General features: G+C 71.2%; 14 protein-coding genes. 6 read left to right on the top strand and 8 right to left on the bottom strand.

What is annotated here, in order from left to right; genetic code table 11:
* Positions 1–29: 29 nt before the first annotated feature.
* Genes AB0D28_RS25285 through cmdF form a run of 3 tightly spaced genes read right to left on the bottom strand, consistent with a single transcriptional unit; the run spans position 30 to position 5,358 of the window.
* The gene (locus AB0D28_RS25285) at positions 30–1,493 is read right to left on the bottom strand and encodes a multicopper oxidase family protein (RefSeq protein ID WP_357389620.1); all 1,464 of its coding nucleotides are present in this window, start codon (positions 1,491–1,493) and stop codon (positions 30–32) included.
* 55 nt (positions 1,494–1,548) lie between these two features.
* Positions 1,549–3,726 (bottom strand): molybdopterin oxidoreductase family protein, encoded by a 2,178-nt coding sequence (locus AB0D28_RS25280; protein WP_357389618.1) that lies wholly within the window; start codon positions 3,724–3,726, stop codon positions 1,549–1,551.
* A gap of 12 nt (positions 3,727–3,738) precedes the next feature.
* Positions 3,739–5,358, bottom strand: a complete 1,620-nt coding sequence (gene cmdF, locus AB0D28_RS25275) for a tyrosine 2,3-aminomutase (protein WP_357389616.1) — start codon at positions 5,356–5,358, stop codon at positions 3,739–3,741.
* A 251-nt stretch (positions 5,359–5,609) separates the two neighbouring features.
* Between cmdF and AB0D28_RS25270 the strand changes: the two genes are divergently transcribed.
* From AB0D28_RS25270 to AB0D28_RS25255, 4 genes are read left to right on the top strand one after another with little or no spacing between them, the layout of a single operon-like run.
* Complete coding sequence (locus AB0D28_RS25270; RefSeq protein ID WP_357389614.1) at positions 5,610–6,761, top strand: DegT/DnrJ/EryC1/StrS family aminotransferase; 1,152 nt, start codon at positions 5,610–5,612, stop codon at positions 6,759–6,761.
* A 58-nt stretch (positions 6,762–6,819) separates the two neighbouring features.
* Positions 6,820–8,073 (top strand): class I SAM-dependent methyltransferase, encoded by a 1,254-nt coding sequence (locus tag AB0D28_RS25265; protein WP_357389612.1) that lies wholly within the window; start codon positions 6,820–6,822, stop codon positions 8,071–8,073.
* Positions 8,073–9,416, top strand: coding sequence for an NDP-hexose 2,3-dehydratase family protein (locus AB0D28_RS25260; protein ID WP_357389610.1), 1,344 nt, complete (start codon positions 8,073–8,075; stop codon positions 9,414–9,416). The genes AB0D28_RS25265 and AB0D28_RS25260 overlap by 1 nt, the downstream gene beginning before the upstream one ends.
* A 7-nt stretch (positions 9,417–9,423) precedes the next feature.
* Positions 9,424–10,353 (top strand): Gfo/Idh/MocA family oxidoreductase, encoded by a 930-nt coding sequence (locus tag AB0D28_RS25255; RefSeq protein ID WP_357389608.1) that lies wholly within the window; start codon positions 9,424–9,426, stop codon positions 10,351–10,353.
* Between the two features lie 27 nt (positions 10,354–10,380).
* Here AB0D28_RS25255 and AB0D28_RS25250 read toward each other — a convergent pair whose 3' ends face one another.
* Positions 10,381–11,013, bottom strand: a complete 633-nt coding sequence (locus AB0D28_RS25250; protein ID WP_357389606.1) for a dihydrofolate reductase family protein — start codon at positions 11,011–11,013, stop codon at positions 10,381–10,383.
* A 35-nt stretch (positions 11,014–11,048) separates the two neighbouring features.
* Between AB0D28_RS25250 and AB0D28_RS25245 the strand changes: the two genes are divergently transcribed.
* Positions 11,049–11,573: a helix-turn-helix domain-containing protein gene (locus tag AB0D28_RS25245; RefSeq protein ID WP_357389604.1), complete on the top strand. Its 525-nt coding sequence runs from the start codon at positions 11,049–11,051 to the stop codon at positions 11,571–11,573.
* Positions 11,574–11,729: 156 nt separating this feature from the next.
* Here the strand turns inward: AB0D28_RS25245 and AB0D28_RS25240 are convergent, their stop codons facing one another.
* Genes AB0D28_RS25240 through AB0D28_RS25225 form a run of 4 tightly spaced genes read right to left on the bottom strand, consistent with a single transcriptional unit; the run spans position 11,730 to position 15,672 of the window.
* Entirely contained in the window at positions 11,730–12,611 is an 882-nt protein-coding gene (locus AB0D28_RS25240; protein ID WP_357389602.1) for a phytanoyl-CoA dioxygenase family protein, read from the bottom strand.
* Between the two features lie 5 nt (positions 12,612–12,616).
* A complete protein-coding gene (locus AB0D28_RS25235) occupies positions 12,617–12,859 on the bottom strand; it encodes a phosphopantetheine-binding protein (protein WP_357389600.1) in 243 nt (80 codons plus the stop codon).
* 21 nt (positions 12,860–12,880) lie between these two features.
* A complete protein-coding gene (locus AB0D28_RS25230) occupies positions 12,881–14,062 on the bottom strand; it encodes an acyl-CoA dehydrogenase family protein (protein WP_357389598.1) in 1,182 nt (393 codons plus the stop codon).
* Positions 14,063–14,112: 50 nt separating this feature from the next.
* Entirely contained in the window at positions 14,113–15,672 is a 1,560-nt protein-coding gene (locus tag AB0D28_RS25225; protein WP_357389596.1) for an amino acid adenylation domain-containing protein, read from the bottom strand.
* A gap of 189 nt (positions 15,673–15,861) precedes the next feature.
* Here AB0D28_RS25225 and AB0D28_RS25220 point away from each other — a divergent pair, with 189 nt between their 5' ends.
* On the top strand, positions 15,862–17,241 hold the full coding sequence (locus tag AB0D28_RS25220) for an extracellular solute-binding protein (RefSeq protein WP_357389594.1): 1,380 nt from the start codon (positions 15,862–15,864) through the stop codon (positions 17,239–17,241).
* The last annotated feature ends 331 nt before the right edge of the window (positions 17,242–17,572 follow it).

Below are 17,572 nucleotides of genomic sequence, written 5' to 3'. Positions count from 1 at the left end.
TGCTCAGCGCCGCGCCGGCGCCGCCCGGCTCAGGGCACGATCTCCATCTGCGCCATCATCCCGATGCTGGAGTGCTCGAGGAAGTGGCAGTGGTAGACGTACCGGCCCAGGTAGTCGGTGAAGGTGGCCTGCAGCCGCACCGAGGTTCCGGCCGGGATCAGCACGGTGTCCTTGAGCCCCGCGTCGTCCGCGGTCATCGGCGCGCCGGTGCGGCCCAGCACCCGGAACTGCGTCAGATGCAGGTGGAAGTTGTGGTCGATGCCGGCCTCGACGTCGTCGTTGTAGACGGTCCAGATCTCGGTCGTGCCACGCTTGATGCTGAAGTCCACCCGGTTCGGGTCGTAAGACCTCCCGTTGACCATCGGGTACGGCGGCTCCTGGCTGAAGTCGAACCCCAGGTGAACCTCACGCTGCTTGGTGGCCACGGGCAGCGTGGGCAGCGGGCGCAGCCGGAGCGGGAACCGGCTGGGATCGGCGGCGGTGGAGCGCACGTCGAAACGCAGCACCGGTCCCTTGACGGCGTCACTGAGCACCACCGAGGTGCCGACCGGCAGGCCGGTGAAGTCGACGAGCAGGTCCGCCCGCTCGCCCGAGCTGAGGGTCAGCGAGGTCCGGGCCACCGGCGCGGGCAGCAGACCGCCGTCCGAGCCGACCTGCCACATCTTCCCCTTGTCGATGCTGAACGTGTACTTGCCCTCGTTCGTCGCGTTCAGGACACGGAACCGGTACCTGCGGGCGGCGACCGGGAAGAACGGCTTGACCTTCCCGTTGACCACGACGAGGTCACGTTCGTTCGGGAAGCCCCAGATCAGTGAACCGTCGGTGTCCATCTGGACGTCGGTGAACATGATCGGCACGTCGTACGAGCCGGTCGGCAGCCCCAGGTCCTTCTCTGCCGGGTCGTTGACGAGGTAGAAGCCGTGCAGCCCGCGGTAGGTGTGCTCGGCCTCGTCGCCGTGCACGTGGTCGTGGTACCAGAGCGTGGCCCCGCGCTGGTTGTTCGGGTAGTAGTAGGTCCTGGCGGCACCCGGGAGGATCATGTCCATCGGGTGCCCGTCGTCGATCGCCTTCACGTGGCCGCCGTGCAGGTGCACGTTGGTGTGCGTGTCGAGGTTGTTGCGGAAGGTCACCTTGGCCGGCCGGCCGGTGCGGCCGTAGATGGTCGGGCCCACCCAGCCGCCGCCGTAGGTGAGCGCCGCGGTGCTGATACCCGGCACCAGTTCGAGCTGGGCGGGCTGCACCAGGACCTCGTACTCGTCGCAGTCCGCCGTCTGCCGCTTCGGCACCGCGACCGGCGGCACCGGCATGCGCGTCTGGAACGGCGTGACGCTGAGCGTCGTCGCCTTGCGCGCGGTGGCTCCGGCCGGACCGTGCGCGTGGTGGTGGGCCGCGGCTGACGCGTCCGGCCCGCTGGTGGTCGCCGCCGCCCCCCGCGACAGCATCACCGCGCCCGCCACCGATCCGCCCGCGACCAGGATCGCCCGTCTTCTCATCGCTGTTCCCCCCACTCGGTTAGGTGAGCGGGAGTCTATGGTCGTCGATCGCGGCCTAAGATCTTCCAGATTGCTTTACTGAGCCGCTTACTGAGCCGCCGATCGGCGCCACGGCGACCGGCACACCGTTGAAGACCGCGTTGCCGGAGGGCACGTCCACGGCACCACCGGTCAGCTCGTTCACATTGACCCCGGCCCGACCGGCGGCCACCCGCTGGCCGGTACGCCGGTGCCCCCACCCGTGCGGCAGGCTCACCACCCCGGGCATGATCGTGTCGGTCGGTTCCAGCTCGACCTCCAGTTCGCCGGAGGCCGAGCTGACCCGTGCCCGCTCGCCGAGGCCGAGCCGGGCCACGTCGTCCGGGTGGATCTGCAGGGTGCAGCGGTTGGTGCCGCCGGTGAGCGTCGGCACATTGTGCATCCAGCTGTTGTTCGAGCGCAGGTGCCGGCGTCCGATCAGCACCATGGGCGCGGGCGGGCGGATCATCGCCGCCCGCAACCGCCCGGTGTCCTCGGCGAGCGGCTGGGGGGCGAGCTCGACCCGCCCGGACGGCGTCTTGAGGATCTCGGACAGCCGGGGTTCCAACGGGCCCAGGTCGATCCCGTTCGGGTGGTCGAGCAGCTTCCGGCGGGTCAGGCCGTACGGGCCCATCCGCAGCATGGCGTCGAGCAGCAGATCCGGGCCGTCCTCGCCGTCCAGTTCGGCGCGGGTCGTCACCGGGATCGCCGACAGGAGCTGGCCCAGCATCTGCTCTGGCAGCCCGGACGGGTCGGCCTGCGCGCCCAGTCCCATCGCGATCAGCGTGAGCCGCTCCAGGATCTCGGCCTCGCTGCGCTGCCCGGCGTCGAGTGGCACCACCGCCGGGGAGTAGCGGGCGTAGTTGCGTACCTGGATGGTGGAGATGAGGAAGTCGTAGTGCGCCATCTGCAGGGTGCGCGGCGGCGGCAGGATGACGTGGGCGTGCCGGGTCGTCTCGTTCAGGTACGGATCGACAGCCACCATGAAGTCGAGACTCTCCAGCGCCCGGTCGAGCCGTCCGCCGTCCGGAGTGGACAGCACCGGATTGCCGGCGACGACGACGAGAGCCCGTACCTGACCGGGGCCGGGCTGCTCGATCTCGTCGGCCATGGTGGCGGCCGGGAACTCCCCGAGGGTCTCGGGGAAGCCCTTCACCCGGCTGCGCCAACGCCCCGCGGTGAACGGCTCGGGGCTCTTGTGCACCTCGGCGGTGGCCGGCTTCGCGTACATCACCCCGCCGGCCCGGTCGAAGTTTCCGGTCAGCACGTTGAGCACGTCCACCAACCACTGCGCGAGGGTGCCGAACTCGGCCGTACAGGTGCCGATGCGGGCGTAGACGGCGGCGGTGGGCGCGGCGGCGAGCTCCCGGGCGAGCCGCCGGACGGTCTCCGCGTCGACGCCGCAGAACGGGGCCACCAGTTCGGGCGTGAACGGCGCGGCCAGCTCCCGCAGCCGGTCGAGGCCGGCCACCGGCACCCGGATCGTCACCAGTTCCTCGTCCAGCAGCGTGTGCACCATGGCGAACAGCAGCGCCGGGTCACTGCCGGGCCGGACGAACACATGCTCGTCGGCCAGCTCGGCGGTCCGGGTGCGGCGCGGGTCGAGCACCACGATGCGCCCGCCGCGCTCGCGCAGCCGCCGCATCCGCCCCGGGAAGTCCGGCGCGGCGCACAGCGAGCCGTTCGACACCGCCGGGTTGGCTCCGATGATCAGCAGGTGGTCCGTGCGGTCGAGGTCGGGCACCGCCACCGCCCACGGGTCGCCGGTCATCAGCCCGGACGCCACGTGCTTGGGCATCTGGTCGACGGTGCTCGCCGAGAACACGTTGCGGGTGCCGAGCGCCATGGCCAGCGGACCCCGGTAGAGGATGCCGGCCATGGTGTGGAAGGTCGGGTTGCCGTAGTAGAGCGACAGGGCCTCCCGCCCGTGCTCGGCGATGACTCCCTCCAGCCCCCGGGCGACGATCGCGAACGCCTCGTCCCAGTCCGCCCGGCGCCACGCCTCACCCTCGCGGACCATCGGGCCGGTAAGCCGGTCCGGGTCCTCGTCGAGGCGGCCCAGGGTGGCGCCCTTCGGGCACAGGTAGCCCTTGGAGAACGGGTCGTCCTTGTCACCGGTCACCGATGTGACCCGGTCACCGTCGAGGGTCAGGCGCAGGCCGCAGACGGCCTCGCAGAGCGGGCAGGTGCGATACGCGGTCCGCGTGCCGGTCATGAGACTCTCCCGTCAGTTCAGGCGGACGCCGGCGTCGTCGAGGGCCTTGAGCAGCGTGCCGCGCTCCAGCTCGGCGGCGACGAGTTCGAGCTCGTCGGCCATGTAGCGGTCCTCGTCGAGGGTCGGCACGAGCGACCGGATCGTGTCGTAGGTGACCCGGGCGGCCGGGCTGAGCCGGTCCCGGCGGCCGGAGACGTCCACGGCCTGCGCGGCGGCGAGGAACTCCAGGGCCAGGATGATGTGGTTGTTCCGCAGCACCCGGCGAGCGTTACGGGTGGCGATCAGGCCCATGCTGACCACGTCCTGGTTGTCGCCGTTGGACGGGACGCTCTGGGTGCTGGCGGGGCTGATCGTGCGGTTCTCCGCGACCAGCGCGGTGGCCGGGTACTGCGCACCGGCGAAGCCACTGTTGAGACCCGGCTCGCCCTTGACCAGGAACTCCGGCAGACCGTAGCTGAGGTGCCGGTTGAGCAGCCGGTTGCTGCGCCGCTCGGAGAGGACGCCGAGCTGGGTGAGCGCGATGGTCAGGAAGTCCATCACGAAGGCCACCGGCTGACCGTGGAAGTTCGCCCCGTGGAAGATCTCCTTGCCGGTGAAGAACAGCGGGTTGTCGTTGGCCGAGTTCAGCTCGATCTCGAGCTTGAGCCGGGTGTGCGACAGGGTGTCCCGCACCGCGCCGATGACCTGCGGGATGGCCCGCAGCGAGTACGCCTTCTGGAGGTAGACGTCGGAGCGGTAGACGTTGCCGCCGTTGCCGTTGCCGTTCTCCTTGCTGGCGGCCACCTGCTTGCGCAGGTCGGCGTGCTCGACGGTGAGCTTGCTGCCGGCCATCAGCGTGCGCATGTTGGCGGCGCTCGCGATCTGCCCGGCGTGCGGCCGGGCGATGTCGTGGCCCTCCGGCTGGAACGGGCTCATCGAACCCTGCAACGTCTCGATGACCAGTGCGGCGGCGATCTCGGCGTGTCGGGCCTGGGCCAGCGCGTACTCGGCCAGCAGAGCGCCCACACCGGTCATCGCCGAGGTGCCGTTGATGAGGGCGAGGCCCTCCTTGAAGCGCAGCCGCAGCGGCTCGATGCCGAGCGAGCGCAGCACCGGCCCGGTCGGCGTCTTGTCGCCGTCGCGCAGCAGGTAGCCCTCGCCGATCAGGGTGCTGGCGATGTGTGCGAGCGGGGCCAGGTCTCCGCTGGCGCCGAGTGAGCCGATCTCCGGTACGGCGGGGGTGAGGCCCTCGTTGAGGTAGAGCGCGAGGCGCTCGAGCACCACGGGACGAACCGCGGAGTGGCCCTTCGCCAGCGCGTTCAGCCGGGCGGCGACCACGGCGCGTGCCTCGGCCTCGGCGAACAGCGGACCGACGCCGGCGCTGTGGCTGCGGACCAGGTTGGTCTGCAACTCGGTCTCCTTGGCCGTGTCGACGAGCATGTAGATCATCTCGCCGTAGCCGGTCGTCACGCCGTAGACCGGAACGTTGCTGCGGACGGTCTCCTCGAACTGCTCCCGGCTCGCGGCGGCGCGGCTGAGCACCCGCTCGCCGAGGACTACCGGCACGTGCTCCTCGGCAACCTGGCGCACCTGCGGCACGTCGAGCGTCTCGCCGTTCAACTCGACTCGGACATCGGTTTCCACCGTGGTCATGTGATGCTCCCGATTGGTGTGGGGAAAGAACGCCTGGTTGCGCATCGATGCCATCACCGGCGCGATAGCCGTCGCACCTCTTCGCTTGCCCTGGTGCCGGCCTGGTGTTCACGTGCTGCCGCGGACGGCACCGACGAAGATGCACCCGCCGGCCGTGGTCGCCGAGCATGAAGGCACTGACCCGGCCGCCCGCTCCACCGGGCCACCGCCGAGGCGCAGGCCCTGCTGGACGTAGGCCGGAAGGACGCCGCATGATCAACGTGTTTCAGCCGAGTGTGGGTGCCGAGGAGCTCGCGGCGGTCGGCGAGGCATTCGACAGCAACTGGCTGGGCTACGGCCCTCGGACGCGGGAGTTCGAGCGCGCCTTCGGTGAGCACCTCGGCGTACCGCCGGAGACGTTGCTTTTCCTCAACTCGGCCACCTCGGCGCTGGGGCTGACCGCCAGGCTGCTCGAGTTCGGTCCGGGCGACGAAGTCGTGGTGCCCTCGGTGAGCTTCGTGGCCAACGCCAACACGATCGCCGCCTCCGGCGCCCGGGTGGTGTTCTGCGACGTCGACCCGCACACCCTGAACCCGTCGGTGGCGGACATCGCCGCCTGCCTCACCCCGCGCACGAAGGCGGTGACGATCCTGCACTACGGCGGTCACCCGGGGGAGGTCGTGGGGATCGCCGAGCTGTGCCGCGAGCGCGGCATCCCGCTCGTCGAGGACGCCGCCTGCGCGGTCTATTCCCAGGTGGCGGGGAAGGCGTGCGGCACTTTCGCCGACGTCGGCATCTGGAGCTTCGACTCACGCAAAATCATCACCACCGGCGACGGCGGCATGATCTATCTGCGCGATCCGGAGATGGCCCGGCGCGCCCACCGCCTGGCTTACCACGGCATGCAGGACCGCGGCGCCTTCGCGGCGATGGCCCGCGACCCGCGCCGCTGGTGGGATCAGACCATCCACGAGGTCGGCCAGCGGCTCATCGGAAACGACATGACCGCGGCCATCGGCCAGGTCCAGCTGCGCCGCCTGCCCGGCTTCGTGGCGCGCCGCCGCGACATCTGCGCCGCCTACGACCGGGCGCTTGCGGGCCTGCGGGGCGTGCGGCTCTGCCCGCAGCCGCCCGAGGAACACCGGTCCACGCACTACTTCTACTGGGTCCAGGTGGATCCGGCGCTGCGTGACGGCATCGCCGAGGAACTGCTGGAGAACGGCGTCTACACGACATTCCGTTATCCACCGCTGCACCGCGTTCCGCTGTACGGCTCGGACGCCCGCCTGCCCGGCACCGACGCCGCCGCCGCGACGACCCTTCTGCTGCCCCTGCACCAGTCACTCACCGACGCCGAGGTCGAGCAGGTGGCCTCGCTGTTCCGCACGGCGGTCGAACGGCGCACCCCGGCCGTGGCGGTCTGAGCGGACAAGCCGGCGCGCCGCGACCGCTGAGCGCCCGTCACTCACCATGGGAGGCATCATGACCATCGGCACCGGAACGGTCACCGAATGCACGGCCTGCCGGATCTGCGGCAACCGCAATCTGGTGCCGGTGCTGGACCTGGGGATGCAGGCACTCACCGGCATCTTCCCCCGGCCCGGCGAGGACGTACAGATCGCCCCACTGGAGCTTGTGCGGTGTGACCTGGGCGGCTGCGGACTCCTGCAGATGCGGCACACCGCCGACCTGTCGCTGATGTACGGCGAGCATTACGGCTACCGCTCCAGCATCCGCCCCTTCATGATCAATCACCTGAACGGCAAGGTGGCCGCCCTTACCGGCCTGGTCGAGTTGAGTCCGGGCGACCTGGTGCTCGACATCGGTAGCAACGACGGGACCCTGCTCAAGGCGTACCCGTCGCACGTCACCCGGGTGGGCGTCGATCCGACCGGCGAGAAGTGGCGCCAGTACTACCCGGACGACATCGCCCTGATCTCCGACTTCTTCACCAGGGACGGCTTCACCGAGCGGTACGGCGACCGCAAGGCGAAGATCGTCACCGCGATCGCGATGTTCTACGACCTGCCCGACCCGCTGGGCTTCATGACCGAGGTGCGCGACATCCTGGCCGACGACGGCGTGTGGATGATCGAGATGAGCTACGCGCTGCCGCTGCTGGAGATTCCCGCGTACGACGCGATCTGCCACGAGCACCTGGAGTACTACCAGCTGCGCCAGATCGAGTGGATGGCGGCACGGGCCGGGCTCACCCTGACCACCGCCGAGATCACCGACGTGAACGGCGGCAGCCTCTGCGTCACCCTGGTCAAGGACCCGTCGAAGCACCGGATCGACCACGCCGGCATCGAGCGCGTCCGGCAGCGTGAGGCGGCGCTGCGGCTCGACACCGAGCAGCCGTACGAGACGTTCGCCCGCCGCGTCGCCGAGCACCGCGACCAGGTGCGCGCGTTCTTCGACCGCTCGCGCCGGGCCGGCCTGCACACCGTCGGGTACGGCGCGTCGACAAAGGGCAACGTGATCCTCCAGTACTGCGGCCTGACCACCGACGACCTGCCGTGCATCGGCGAGGTCAGCGAGGAGAAGCACGGCGCGGTCACCCCGGGCACCGGAATCCCGATCGTCTCCGAGGAGGAGGCCAAGTCCCGCCGCCCCGACCAGTTGTTCGTGCTGCCCTGGGTGCACCGGCAGGGCTTCCTCGAACGGGAGCGGGAGTTCGTCGCCGCCGGCGGGAAGCTCGTCTTCCCACTGCCCTCGCTGTCCGGGCCGATCTGATGCGACCCGGGTTCCTCGCCTCGGCGCTCGTCACCGACGGGCCTGTCGACGCCGACCTGTTCCTGAAGCAGCGGTCTGCCTCCGCCACGTACGAGGTGACGGAGGTGCCGCTGTCGGCGCTGCCCGAATGGCGGCTGACAGACCGGCTGGCGCACACCTCGGGTCGCTTCTTCAGCGTGGAGGGCCTCGCGGTCCGCACCAACTTCGGTCCCGTGCCCGCCTGGCACCAGCCGATCATCGTGCAGCCCGACATCGGCATCCTGGGCATCCTGGTCAAGCGGTTCCACGGCGTGCCGCACTTCCTCATGCAGGTCAAGATGGAGCCCGGCAACAGCAGCCTGGTGCAGTACGCCGCGACCGTGCAGGCCACGCAGAGCAACTACCAGCGCGTGCACGGTGGGCGACCCACGCCGTACCTGGAACACTTCCTGCGCCCCTCGCGCGGCCGGGTGCTGGTCGACCGGCTGCTCTCCGAACACGCGTCGTGGTACCTGCACAAGCGGAACCGCAACATGATCGTCGAGATTCCGCCGGACGTGGACGTGCCGCGCCTCGACGACTTCGCCTGGCTCACCCTCGGGCAACTTCGGGCACAGCTGGCCGCCGGCCACGTGAACATGAACGCCCGTACGGTGCTGGCCTGCATCTCCTACGCCGGCAACGGGCCGGACCCCGAGGACGACTTCCACGCGGCCGTGGTCGCCTCGCACCGCCGCAGCCGCTCGGACGCCGACCTGGCCGACGCCATGACCTGGCTGATCGACCAGAAGGAGCTCTACACGCTCGACGTCCACCGCACCGCCCTGTCCGGCCTGGACGGCTGGATCGCCGACGACGAGGGCATCCGGCACCGCGACGGCGGCTACTTCCGCGTCGTCGGCCTCAAGATCACCGCGACCAGCCGCGAGGTCACCAGCTGGACCCAGCCGATGCTGGAGCCGGTGCCCGGCAACCTGGTCGCGTTCCTCTGCCGGCGCCGGGGCGGCGTGCTCGAGTTCCTGGTCCAGGCGTTGGTGCAGCCCGGCTTGACGGACCGGCTGGAGCTGGCCGCCAGCATCCAGCTGGCCCCCGGTTACTACCGCACCCCGTCCGATCTTCCCCCGCTGGTGGAGTATCTCTCCGCTCCGGTGTCACAGGTCCGGCACAGCTCGGTGCAGTCGGAGGACGGCGGCCGCTTCCTGCGGGCCGACACCCGGCACGTGGTCATCGAACTGCGGCCCGGCCAGGAGGTGGACGTGCCGCCCACCCACCGCTGGATGACACTGGGCCTGCTGGACCGCCTGGTGTCGGCGGGCTACTACGTGAACGTCGAGGCCCGCAGCCTGATGGCCTGCCTTCTCTAGGAGTCGCGTGGACTTCCTCCTGATCGGCCGGTCGCGCTTCGCGCAGCGGCGGGTCCTGCCCGCCGCCGCGGCGCTTCCCTTCGATTCGATCACCGTGGTGAGCCGCCGGGACGGCACGCACTGGCGTACCCTGACCGGCCGCAGGCCCGGCCTGGTCTACATCTCCCTGACCAACGGCGAGCACGCCGAGGCCGTCGCGTGGGCCCTGCGGTCGGGACACCACGTGGTGGTCGACAAGCCCGCCTTCCCGACCCTGACCGAGGCGCGGTCGGCCGTCGCACTGGCCCGGCGGTCGTCGCTGGTCCTGGCCGAGGCGACCTGCTACTCGTACCATCCGATGTTCGCCTGGGCGGGCGCGCTGGACGCGACGTTCACCAAGGCCGTCGCGGTCTTCACCCCGCCGGTGCCCGCCACCGACTTCCGCCACGACCGTTCGCGGGGTGGCGGAGCCCTGCTGGACACCGGCCCCTACCTCGCGTCCCTGGGCCGGGTCCTGTGGGATGCCGAGCCCGACCGCCTCCAGGTCATCGTCGGCGACCGTGCCCCCGACGGCCTGGAACTCGCCTACAGCGTGCTGGCCGGTTATCCGGGCGACCGCACGCTCGTCGGACAGTTCGGTTTCACGACGGGCTACCGCAACGCCCTCCATCTGCTGGGCCCCGGCGTCGGTGTGGACTTCGAGCGCCCGTTCTCGGCGCCGCCGGACCTCTCCCCCACCGTGCGGGTGGACGCCGGGGGCACGTCCGAGTCGCACCGGCTCCCGCCGGCCGACAGCATGCTCCTGTTCCTGGACCGGGTGCTGGCGGCCGTCCGTTCGGGTTCCCGGGAGTTCGACGAGCCGCTTCTCAGCGACGCCCGGACCCGGGATCAGCTCGCCCGCGCCGCCGACCTCGACCTCGCCACGAGAACGGTTCAGCCTGGTGGAACGGGCGGTTGACCGACCGGCGGGCCCGGTGGAGCGCTGTCAGGGGCTCGTCTCGCTCGCGTCGCAGACGGCGTAGCGATGCATCGTGACGCCCTGCTTGAACGACCGCTGCTCGATCAGGTCGAGGTCGATGGGCATGTCGTAGTCGTCGAAGAGCGGCCGGCCGTAGCCGAGGATCGCCGGGTGGGTGAAGAGCAGCAGCTCATCGAGCAGCCTCGCCCGCAGCAGCTGCGTGGCCAGCGTCGCGCCGCCCACCCCGAGAGTGCCGAGGGTGGTGGCGCGGAGGTCGGCGAGCTGCTCGATCGCGTCGTCACCGCCGATGATCCGGGTGCTGTGGTCGGCGTGGCGGCGGGTGCGGGACACCAGCACCTTGGGCGCGGCGGTCCAGATCTCGCCGTACTCCCGCAGGAAGTCCGGCAGCGACTCGTCCCCCCGCGCGCGTGGCCAGTACTCCTCCATGATCTCGTACATGACGCGACCCTGGACCATGATCGAGAGTGCGCGCGCCCGCGCGTTGAACTCCCGGTGCAGCTCCTCGTCGATGCGCAGCCACTCGCCGGCGCCGTTGTCACCCGGCACCTGCTCGATCCGGAGGTCGAGGGACACGTTCATCCAGTACACGAAGCGGCCCATCATCGCCTCTTCCCGGTAGCGGTTGCGTTCCGCAACCACTATATGTAGAGCGACATACCTGTCAAGGAGGAAGCGTGCAACAACGATCCGGGTGTCCGATCAACGCCGCCGTCGAGTTGCTCGGCGACAGGTGGTCGATGCTCGTGCTCCGCGACGTCATCTTCGGCGACCGACGATACTTCAGGGCGCTGCTCACCGGATCGGTCGAGGGCATCGCGTCGAACATCCTCGCCGACCGCCTGGTGCGGCTGGTCGAGGCGGGGATCCTCACCCGCGGCACCGCGGCGCGGGGGCAGCGCGCTCTCTACAGCCTCACCGAGAGTGGCATCCAGACCCTGCCGATCCTCTACGCCCTCGGCGACTGGGGGCTCGACTGGCGCCGCGGCGACGACGCGCTCCGCAGCCGACAGCAGTTCATGCGCGACGCGGGCCCGGCGTTCCTCGACGAACTCATGGACGAGCTCCGGGTACGCCACCTGGGCGCGCCGCCGAAGCCGCGGCACGGCCCCGGCGCCTTCGAGCGCCTCGAAGCCGCGTACGCCGCCGAGCGGGAACGCACCGCAGGCGAGAGCGTGACGGGTACGCCGGCGGGCCGGTGAGCCGGCCCCGGCCGGCCGGGGCGGTGGCCGTCTCCGGCGGGATCACACGACGCAGCCGGTGCGCCTGCTCTCGCAGAGCGCACCGGCTGCGTCAGGTGACGGCACGGACCGGCTCATGTCCGGCGCGCCACCGGTTCGGGTGGGACCCGGCCGGCCCTACATCAACGGATTCGCACCGCGCGGCCGGGCGGTGAGTTCCTCCAGCGTCCGCTCCAGCAACAGATGCGGGTCCTGGGTCGCGACCTGGCCGAGACCCGGCGGGCAGCGGTCCCAGCCGAGCAGCCGCTGCACCTCCTCCGGCAGGGTCTGCACTGTCTCCCGCGGGACCGCGAGGTACTGGTTCTCCTCCTGCCGCAGGTTACCCAGGTCGAGCGCGACGGAGAGGCTCATCCGCGAGGAGTCAGTGGTGTTGGCGCCGCCGCCGTGGTAGACGCCGCCCGGCCAGAGCAGCGCGGAACCGGCGGGCATGACGGCCGGGACCGTCTCGGCGTACGTCGGGGCCCGCTCGTCGTCCCAGTGGTGACTGCCGGGGATGACCAGGGTCGCGCCGTTCGCCGCGGTGAAGTCCGTCATGGCCAGCATCAGCTGCAGCCGGCACGGCGGGCCCGGATGCCGCCACAGATGCATCGCGTCGTCGCGGTGCAACGGCTGCCGGCCCTGCCCCGGGTCGATGCGGATCGCCTGGGTGAAGCTGACCTGGATGTTCGGCGTCACCTCCATCCGGACCTTGCCGATCCACATGTGCGTGGGCTGTTGCAGCAGGCGCCGGGCCGCACCGAGGTACTGCGGCTGGGTGACCACCGTGGACATGTGACGCGGCGACCAGTGGAACAGGCTGGACAGCCGCTTGGTCTTCTGCCCGTCGTAACCACTCTCGCTGTAGCCGGCCGCATCGAGGCCGGACTCGAGGTCCGCCCGGAGCCCGGCGAGGGTCTCGCCGTCGACGAAGTTCTCGACGATCACCGCCCCGTCGCGTTCCAGGATCGCCACGACGTCGTCCAGCGGAGCGGCCGGGGTGACGTGGGTCAGGTCGGCCATCCCAGTCACCCCTCGACGCGGGCCAGGATGTTACGGGTCAGGGTCTCCAGATCCGGGTCCTCGAACAGGTCCCCGATGTCGAGAGTGACACCGAGCTGCTCCTCGACCGCCGCGGCGATCTGCACGGCGGCGATGGACTGCCCGTTGAGTTCGAAGAACGTGCCGGACCGATCGCCCAGGACATCCGTCCAGATGGCCGCGACCCGTTCGGCGATGTCCGCGGTGGCCGGCTGCTGCTGAGTGGTCATGTCGCTCCTCCTGGCAGGAGATCAGAGGTACTGGGTGTTGGGGGCGAGCCCGCAGGCCACCCGCCCGTACAGTTCGAAGTTGGTGTCGGGGTGCATGATCGCGTGCAGGTTCAGCGCCTTGATGTCGCGCTCGATGCGCTGGATCGGCACGTCGAGCTGGAGCGAGCTTCCGCCGCTCGCACCGGCCAGCAGGTCGACTGCCTCCTTGGCGCGCAGGCACGCGGCGCCCAGGTCGAGCCGGGCCTGGACCCGCTCCTCGATCGTCCACGGTTCGCCGGTGGCCGCCTTCGCGTCGATCCGGTCGGCGGTGCGCAGGATGTGGAAGCCGGCCTCGTCCACCCGGAGCGTCGCGCCGGCCACCTGGAGGTGGGTCAGCGGCGCGGCGCTCTGCTCGTCGTAGTCGGTGTAGGTGATCTTGCGGCCCGGCAGCCGGGTGAGGAACGCGTCCCGCGCCGCCTGCGCCAGCCCGTAGGCGACGGCGCCCACAGTCATGCAGGCGATCGGCATGAACGGGGCCCGCCACATCGGCGCCGAGGGGTCCTGCTGCAGCGGGTGCGCCCCGCCGATCACCGGACCCATCGGCAGCACCCGGTCCTCGGGCACGAAGACGTTGTCCGCCACGGTGGAGACGCTGCCCGAGCCGCGCATGCCGGTGGTGTGCCAGTCGTCGATGACCTGCAGCTCGCTCATCGGGACGAGGACCATGACGGGCTCGAACTGGCCGTCCGGGGTGGGCCGGACGGCGGCGTTGACGTTCCAGTCGCTCTGCAGGCAGCCCGTGTTGAACGACCACTTGCCGTTGACCCGGTAGCCACCGTCGACCGGCGTCGCCATGGCGGTCGGGCTGAGGATGCCGCTGATCCGCACGTCCGGATCGGCGAACACCTCCGCGCGCACGGAGTCGGGGAACAGCCCGACCATCCAGCTGCTGATCAGCCAGACGGACGCGGTCCAGGCCGCGGAGCCGTCGCCGCGCGCGAGTTCGGCCAGCACCTCGGCGACGGTCCGCATGTCGGACTCGTAGCCGCCGTAGCTCCGCGGGACCCGCATACGCAGCAGGCCGGAGCCGCCCAGCGCTTCGAGCGTCTCGATGCTGAGCCGCCGCTGCTCCTCCGACGCCTGTGCGTTGTTCCGCAGCAGCGGGCCGAGCTCGGCCGCACGCCGCAGCAGCTCCGCTCGTGGCAGCGTGGTGACTGTGTCCATTGATTCTCCTCGAGTCCGAACGCCGTTAGGTGTGACTCTGGCCGCTCAGGTCACCGCGACGCATCTCCTGAGCTGCTGTCTTGTCCGTCGGCCGGGGCCGGCGGCTGGTCCAGTCCGGTCAGCCGGCGGCGGTCGACCTTGCCCGTCTCGTTGCGCGGCAGCGCGTGCGGCACAACCCGGAACGTCATCGGCAGCATCACGTCACCGAAGCGCTGCCGCATGTGCGCGCGCCACCGTGCCGGGTCCGGCCCCTCCCGCGGCACGACGTACGCGGTCAGCCTGGTGACGATGCCGTCGGCACCGGTCACGGCGAGCACGGCGCACTCGGCGATGGAGCCGTGCTCGAGCAGAATCGACTCGATCTCGGCCAGTTCCAGCCGATGCCCCTGGATCTTCACCTGCTGGTCCCGGCGGCCCCGGAACTCCAGCAGCCCGTCGTCGCGGCGCAGGCCCAGGTCGCCGGTCCGGTACCAGGGCCCCGGCCCACGGCCGGGCACAGGGCGGAAGGCCGGCCCACCGGCGTCGTCGCCGAGATAGCCCGGGGTCACGTACGGACTGCCGACCACGATCTCACCCACCACTCCGGGCGGACAGTCGCGGTCCCGCTCGTCGAGGACCAGCACGTCCCGGCCGGGGATCGGCCGCCCGATGGGCACGGTGCCCCGGAACCCGCGTGGAATCCGGTGCCAGGTGGCGGCGACCGTCTCGGTCGGGCCGTAGATGTTTGCCAGGGCCATCCGGGGCGCCGCGGCCTGGAATCCCTGGACCAGGCTTTCCGGCACTGCCTCGCCCATGAGCAGCAGGCGACGCAGGAGCAGGGGCACCCGGGACCGCTCGGTGCTCTCGGTCAGCAACTGGCGGGCGAAGCTGGGCACGGTCTGCAGGACGTCGATCCGCTCCGCCGACAGCCAGGCGAGCAGGCGGCCGGGGTGGGCGCGGATCGGGTCGGGCACCGGGCAGAGCACCGCGCCGGCCACCAGCGTCGCGAACGTCTCGCACAGCGCGGGGTCGTGGTCCGGGGCCACCCACTGCGCCACCCGTACGCCCGGAGCCAGTCCGAACTCGGTGGCGAACCAGGTACTGAACTGCGCCAGTGCGGCATGCGTCTGTGGCACGCCCTTGGGCCGGCCGGTGGAACCCGAGGTGTGCGCGAGGTAGGCCCAGGCCCCGGGCGGAACGGACGGCTCGGTCGCGGTCGCGTCGGGCAGGGCTGTCACATCGATCTGCGGTACACCGGTGCGCCCGGTGTGCCAGTCGCTCAGCTCGTCGCCGGCACCGCCGGTCAGCACGGCGGCCGGGCGCACCGCGTCGAGGATGGCGCGACCGCGCTCGCCGGCCGCCCCGGTGCCGGACCACAGCAGCACGGCGCCGGCGCGCAGCACCCCCAGCAGCGCCGCGTACCGGTCCGGTCCGGCCGGTACCCGTACGGCGACCGGGCGACCGGCGAAGCCGGCCAGCGCGGCGGCGATCCGTGCGGCGTGCCGGTCGAGGTCGCGCGCGGAGACGGCCTCGTCTCCCCACGAGATGGCGGTGGCTTCCGGCGCCGCCTCGGCGCGGCGCCGGACGAGCAGGTGCACCGGCGCGCCCGGCGCGAGAACGGGTGCGGTCATGGCGGAGTCCTCCACTTCAGGTCCGGCCTCCGGATCTGAAGTCTGGCCCGCCGTGCCGGGGAAGGTCCTCTTCCCGCGTGCCCGCCTGCGGACGGTCCGGGGCAAGCGAGGAGATGCGACAGCTGCTGACGGCGCAGAGCATGAGAACCCTATGAATATCCCCGGCGCCGACCTGAGGTGGCAGGACTGATGCATGAATCAGCCGACAAGATCACAATCAAGCTCTGGCTGAACCGCTGGCCGATGTGGCAACAACTCGTCGACCCGGTCCGGAGACAGGCGGAGGAGTTCAACCGCAGGCATCCGCAGTACCGGGCCGTCGTCGAGGCCGTCAACGTGGGCGCCTTCCCCCGGGAGATGGCCCGGGCCGCACGCGAGGGCACGGCGCCGCACATCGCCTCGTACCAGTACACGTATCTCCAGGAGGTTCAGGACCTCCGCGACCCGGAGGGACGGCCGTTCTTCACCTCGGTGACCGAGGCGGTGGGCGGGCGGGACGAGATCCTCGGCGAGCCGGTGGTCCTCGACGACATCGTGGCCAACATGCGCGCTTACCACACGTTCGGCGGCGAGCTGCGGTCGATGCCACGTAACACCTCCACTCTCCTGCTCTACTCCAACATGGACGCGCTGCGCGCGGCCGGGATCACCGAGCCGCCGGCCACCTGGTCGGAGGTGGAGGCCGCCTGCGCCGCCGTCGCCGGCCGGAACGGCGCGCGCCGTGGCGGGATCACCTGGCCCAACTTCGGCTGGCTGTTCCAGCAGTCTGTGGCCCAGCAGGGCGGGCTGACCGCCGACCACGACAACGGCAGGTCGGGGCGCAGCGAGAAGGTGCACTACACGTCCCCGGAGATGCTGGCCTACGCGACCTGGTGGCGGGACCTGCACCGGGCCGGCCACTACCTCTACACCGGCAAGTCGTCGGACTGGTGGGGCTGCATGGAGACGTTCGCCGCCGGGGACACGGCGATGATGATCAGCACCTCGGTCGAGGCCGGTCCCATCGTCCGGGCGGCCCGGCGGGCCGGGTTCCACGTGCAGGCGAGCCCGATGCCGTACAACGAGCGGGCCGGCTACTCGGGAAGCGTCATCGCCGGCGAGTCGCTGTGGCTGCGCGACGGGCTGGACGAGCGGACCCGGGACGGCGCGCTGGCCCTCATGCAGTTCCTGAACAGCCCGCGCAACGCCCGCGCCGTCTATGACCACGGGCGGGCGTTCGTCCCCTCCACCGAGGCGTCGATCGCCCTGCTCGCCAGCGAGGGTTGGTACGACCGGAACCCGCACGAGCGGGCCGCCGTCGACCAGCTCCGGGCCAGTCCCGACTCCCCCGCCACCCGGGGGGCGGTGATGGGCAACTTCCTGCCCGTCCAGAGCACGGCCGTGCAGGCCATGCACGACGTGCTGGTCGGCGGCGCGGACCTGGTAGCGCGGTTCAGCCAGGCCAACGACCAGGCTCAGCAACTGCTCGACGAGTACGCGCGTCGGGTGGACTCGGGCGCCGCCAACGACGGCCAGGCCCCGCAGGCGCTGCCGCAGTCGGAGCCGGAGCGGCTCCGGCTCGGCGCCTGACCGACAGTCGCGGTCGGCGAACCAGCCGCTGCCTTCCCGAGTGGAAGGCAGCGGCTGGCGCCTTTTCCGGGCCGTGCCCCGGCCCTCACCGGAGGGCGCCCCCTGAGCCGCACGCGACGCCGCACCGGTGTGTGCGGCGCACGCCCACAGCCGGGCCGCACCGTCCGGCCGGGAGACGGGGACGCACCCGGGGGGGGGACGCAGACCGGGGACCCCCCCGGGGGGGCCCGCCCGGGCAGAAGTAGGGGGGCCCCCCCCCGCGCCGGGGGGGGGGGGGCCCCCCAGGGGCCCAACCGCTCACCGCCGAGCGTGATGGGGGCCGCGGGGGCGG

Origin of the sequence: Micromonospora sp. NPDC048169, assembly GCF_040652815.1 — a bacterium.
Classification (GTDB): Bacteria; Actinomycetota; Actinomycetes; order Mycobacteriales; family Micromonosporaceae; genus Micromonospora.
This window is presented reverse-complemented; position numbering and strand designations above follow the sequence as displayed.

Coding starts and splice junctions, on each gene's coding strand:
- AB0D28_RS25230 (WP_357389598.1), bottom strand. CDS start 14,062: ATGGACACAGTCACCACGCTGCCACGAGCGGAGCTGCTGCGGCGTGCG.
- AB0D28_RS25280 (WP_357389618.1), bottom strand. CDS start 3,726: ATGACCGGCACGCGGACCGCGTATCGCACCTGCCCGCTCTGCGAGGCC.
- AB0D28_RS25240 (WP_357389602.1), bottom strand. CDS start 12,611: ATGGCCGACCTGACCCACGTCACCCCGGCCGCTCCGCTGGACGACGTC.
- AB0D28_RS25285 (WP_357389620.1), bottom strand. CDS start 1,493: ATGAGAAGACGGGCGATCCTGGTCGCGGGCGGATCGGTGGCGGGCGCG.
- cmdF (WP_357389616.1), bottom strand. CDS start 5,358: ATGACCACGGTGGAAACCGATGTCCGAGTCGAGTTGAACGGCGAGACG.
- AB0D28_RS25235 (WP_357389600.1), bottom strand. CDS start 12,859: ATGACCACTCAGCAGCAGCCGGCCACCGCGGACATCGCCGAACGGGTC.
- AB0D28_RS25220 (WP_357389594.1), top strand. CDS start 15,862: ATGCATGAATCAGCCGACAAGATCACAATCAAGCTCTGGCTGAACCGC.
- AB0D28_RS25270 (WP_357389614.1), top strand. CDS start 5,610: ATGATCAACGTGTTTCAGCCGAGTGTGGGTGCCGAGGAGCTCGCGGCG.
- AB0D28_RS25260 (WP_357389610.1), top strand. CDS start 8,073: ATGCGACCCGGGTTCCTCGCCTCGGCGCTCGTCACCGACGGGCCTGTC.
- AB0D28_RS25225 (WP_357389596.1), bottom strand. CDS start 15,672: ATGACCGCACCCGTTCTCGCGCCGGGCGCGCCGGTGCACCTGCTCGTC.
- AB0D28_RS25265 (WP_357389612.1), top strand. CDS start 6,820: ATGACCATCGGCACCGGAACGGTCACCGAATGCACGGCCTGCCGGATC.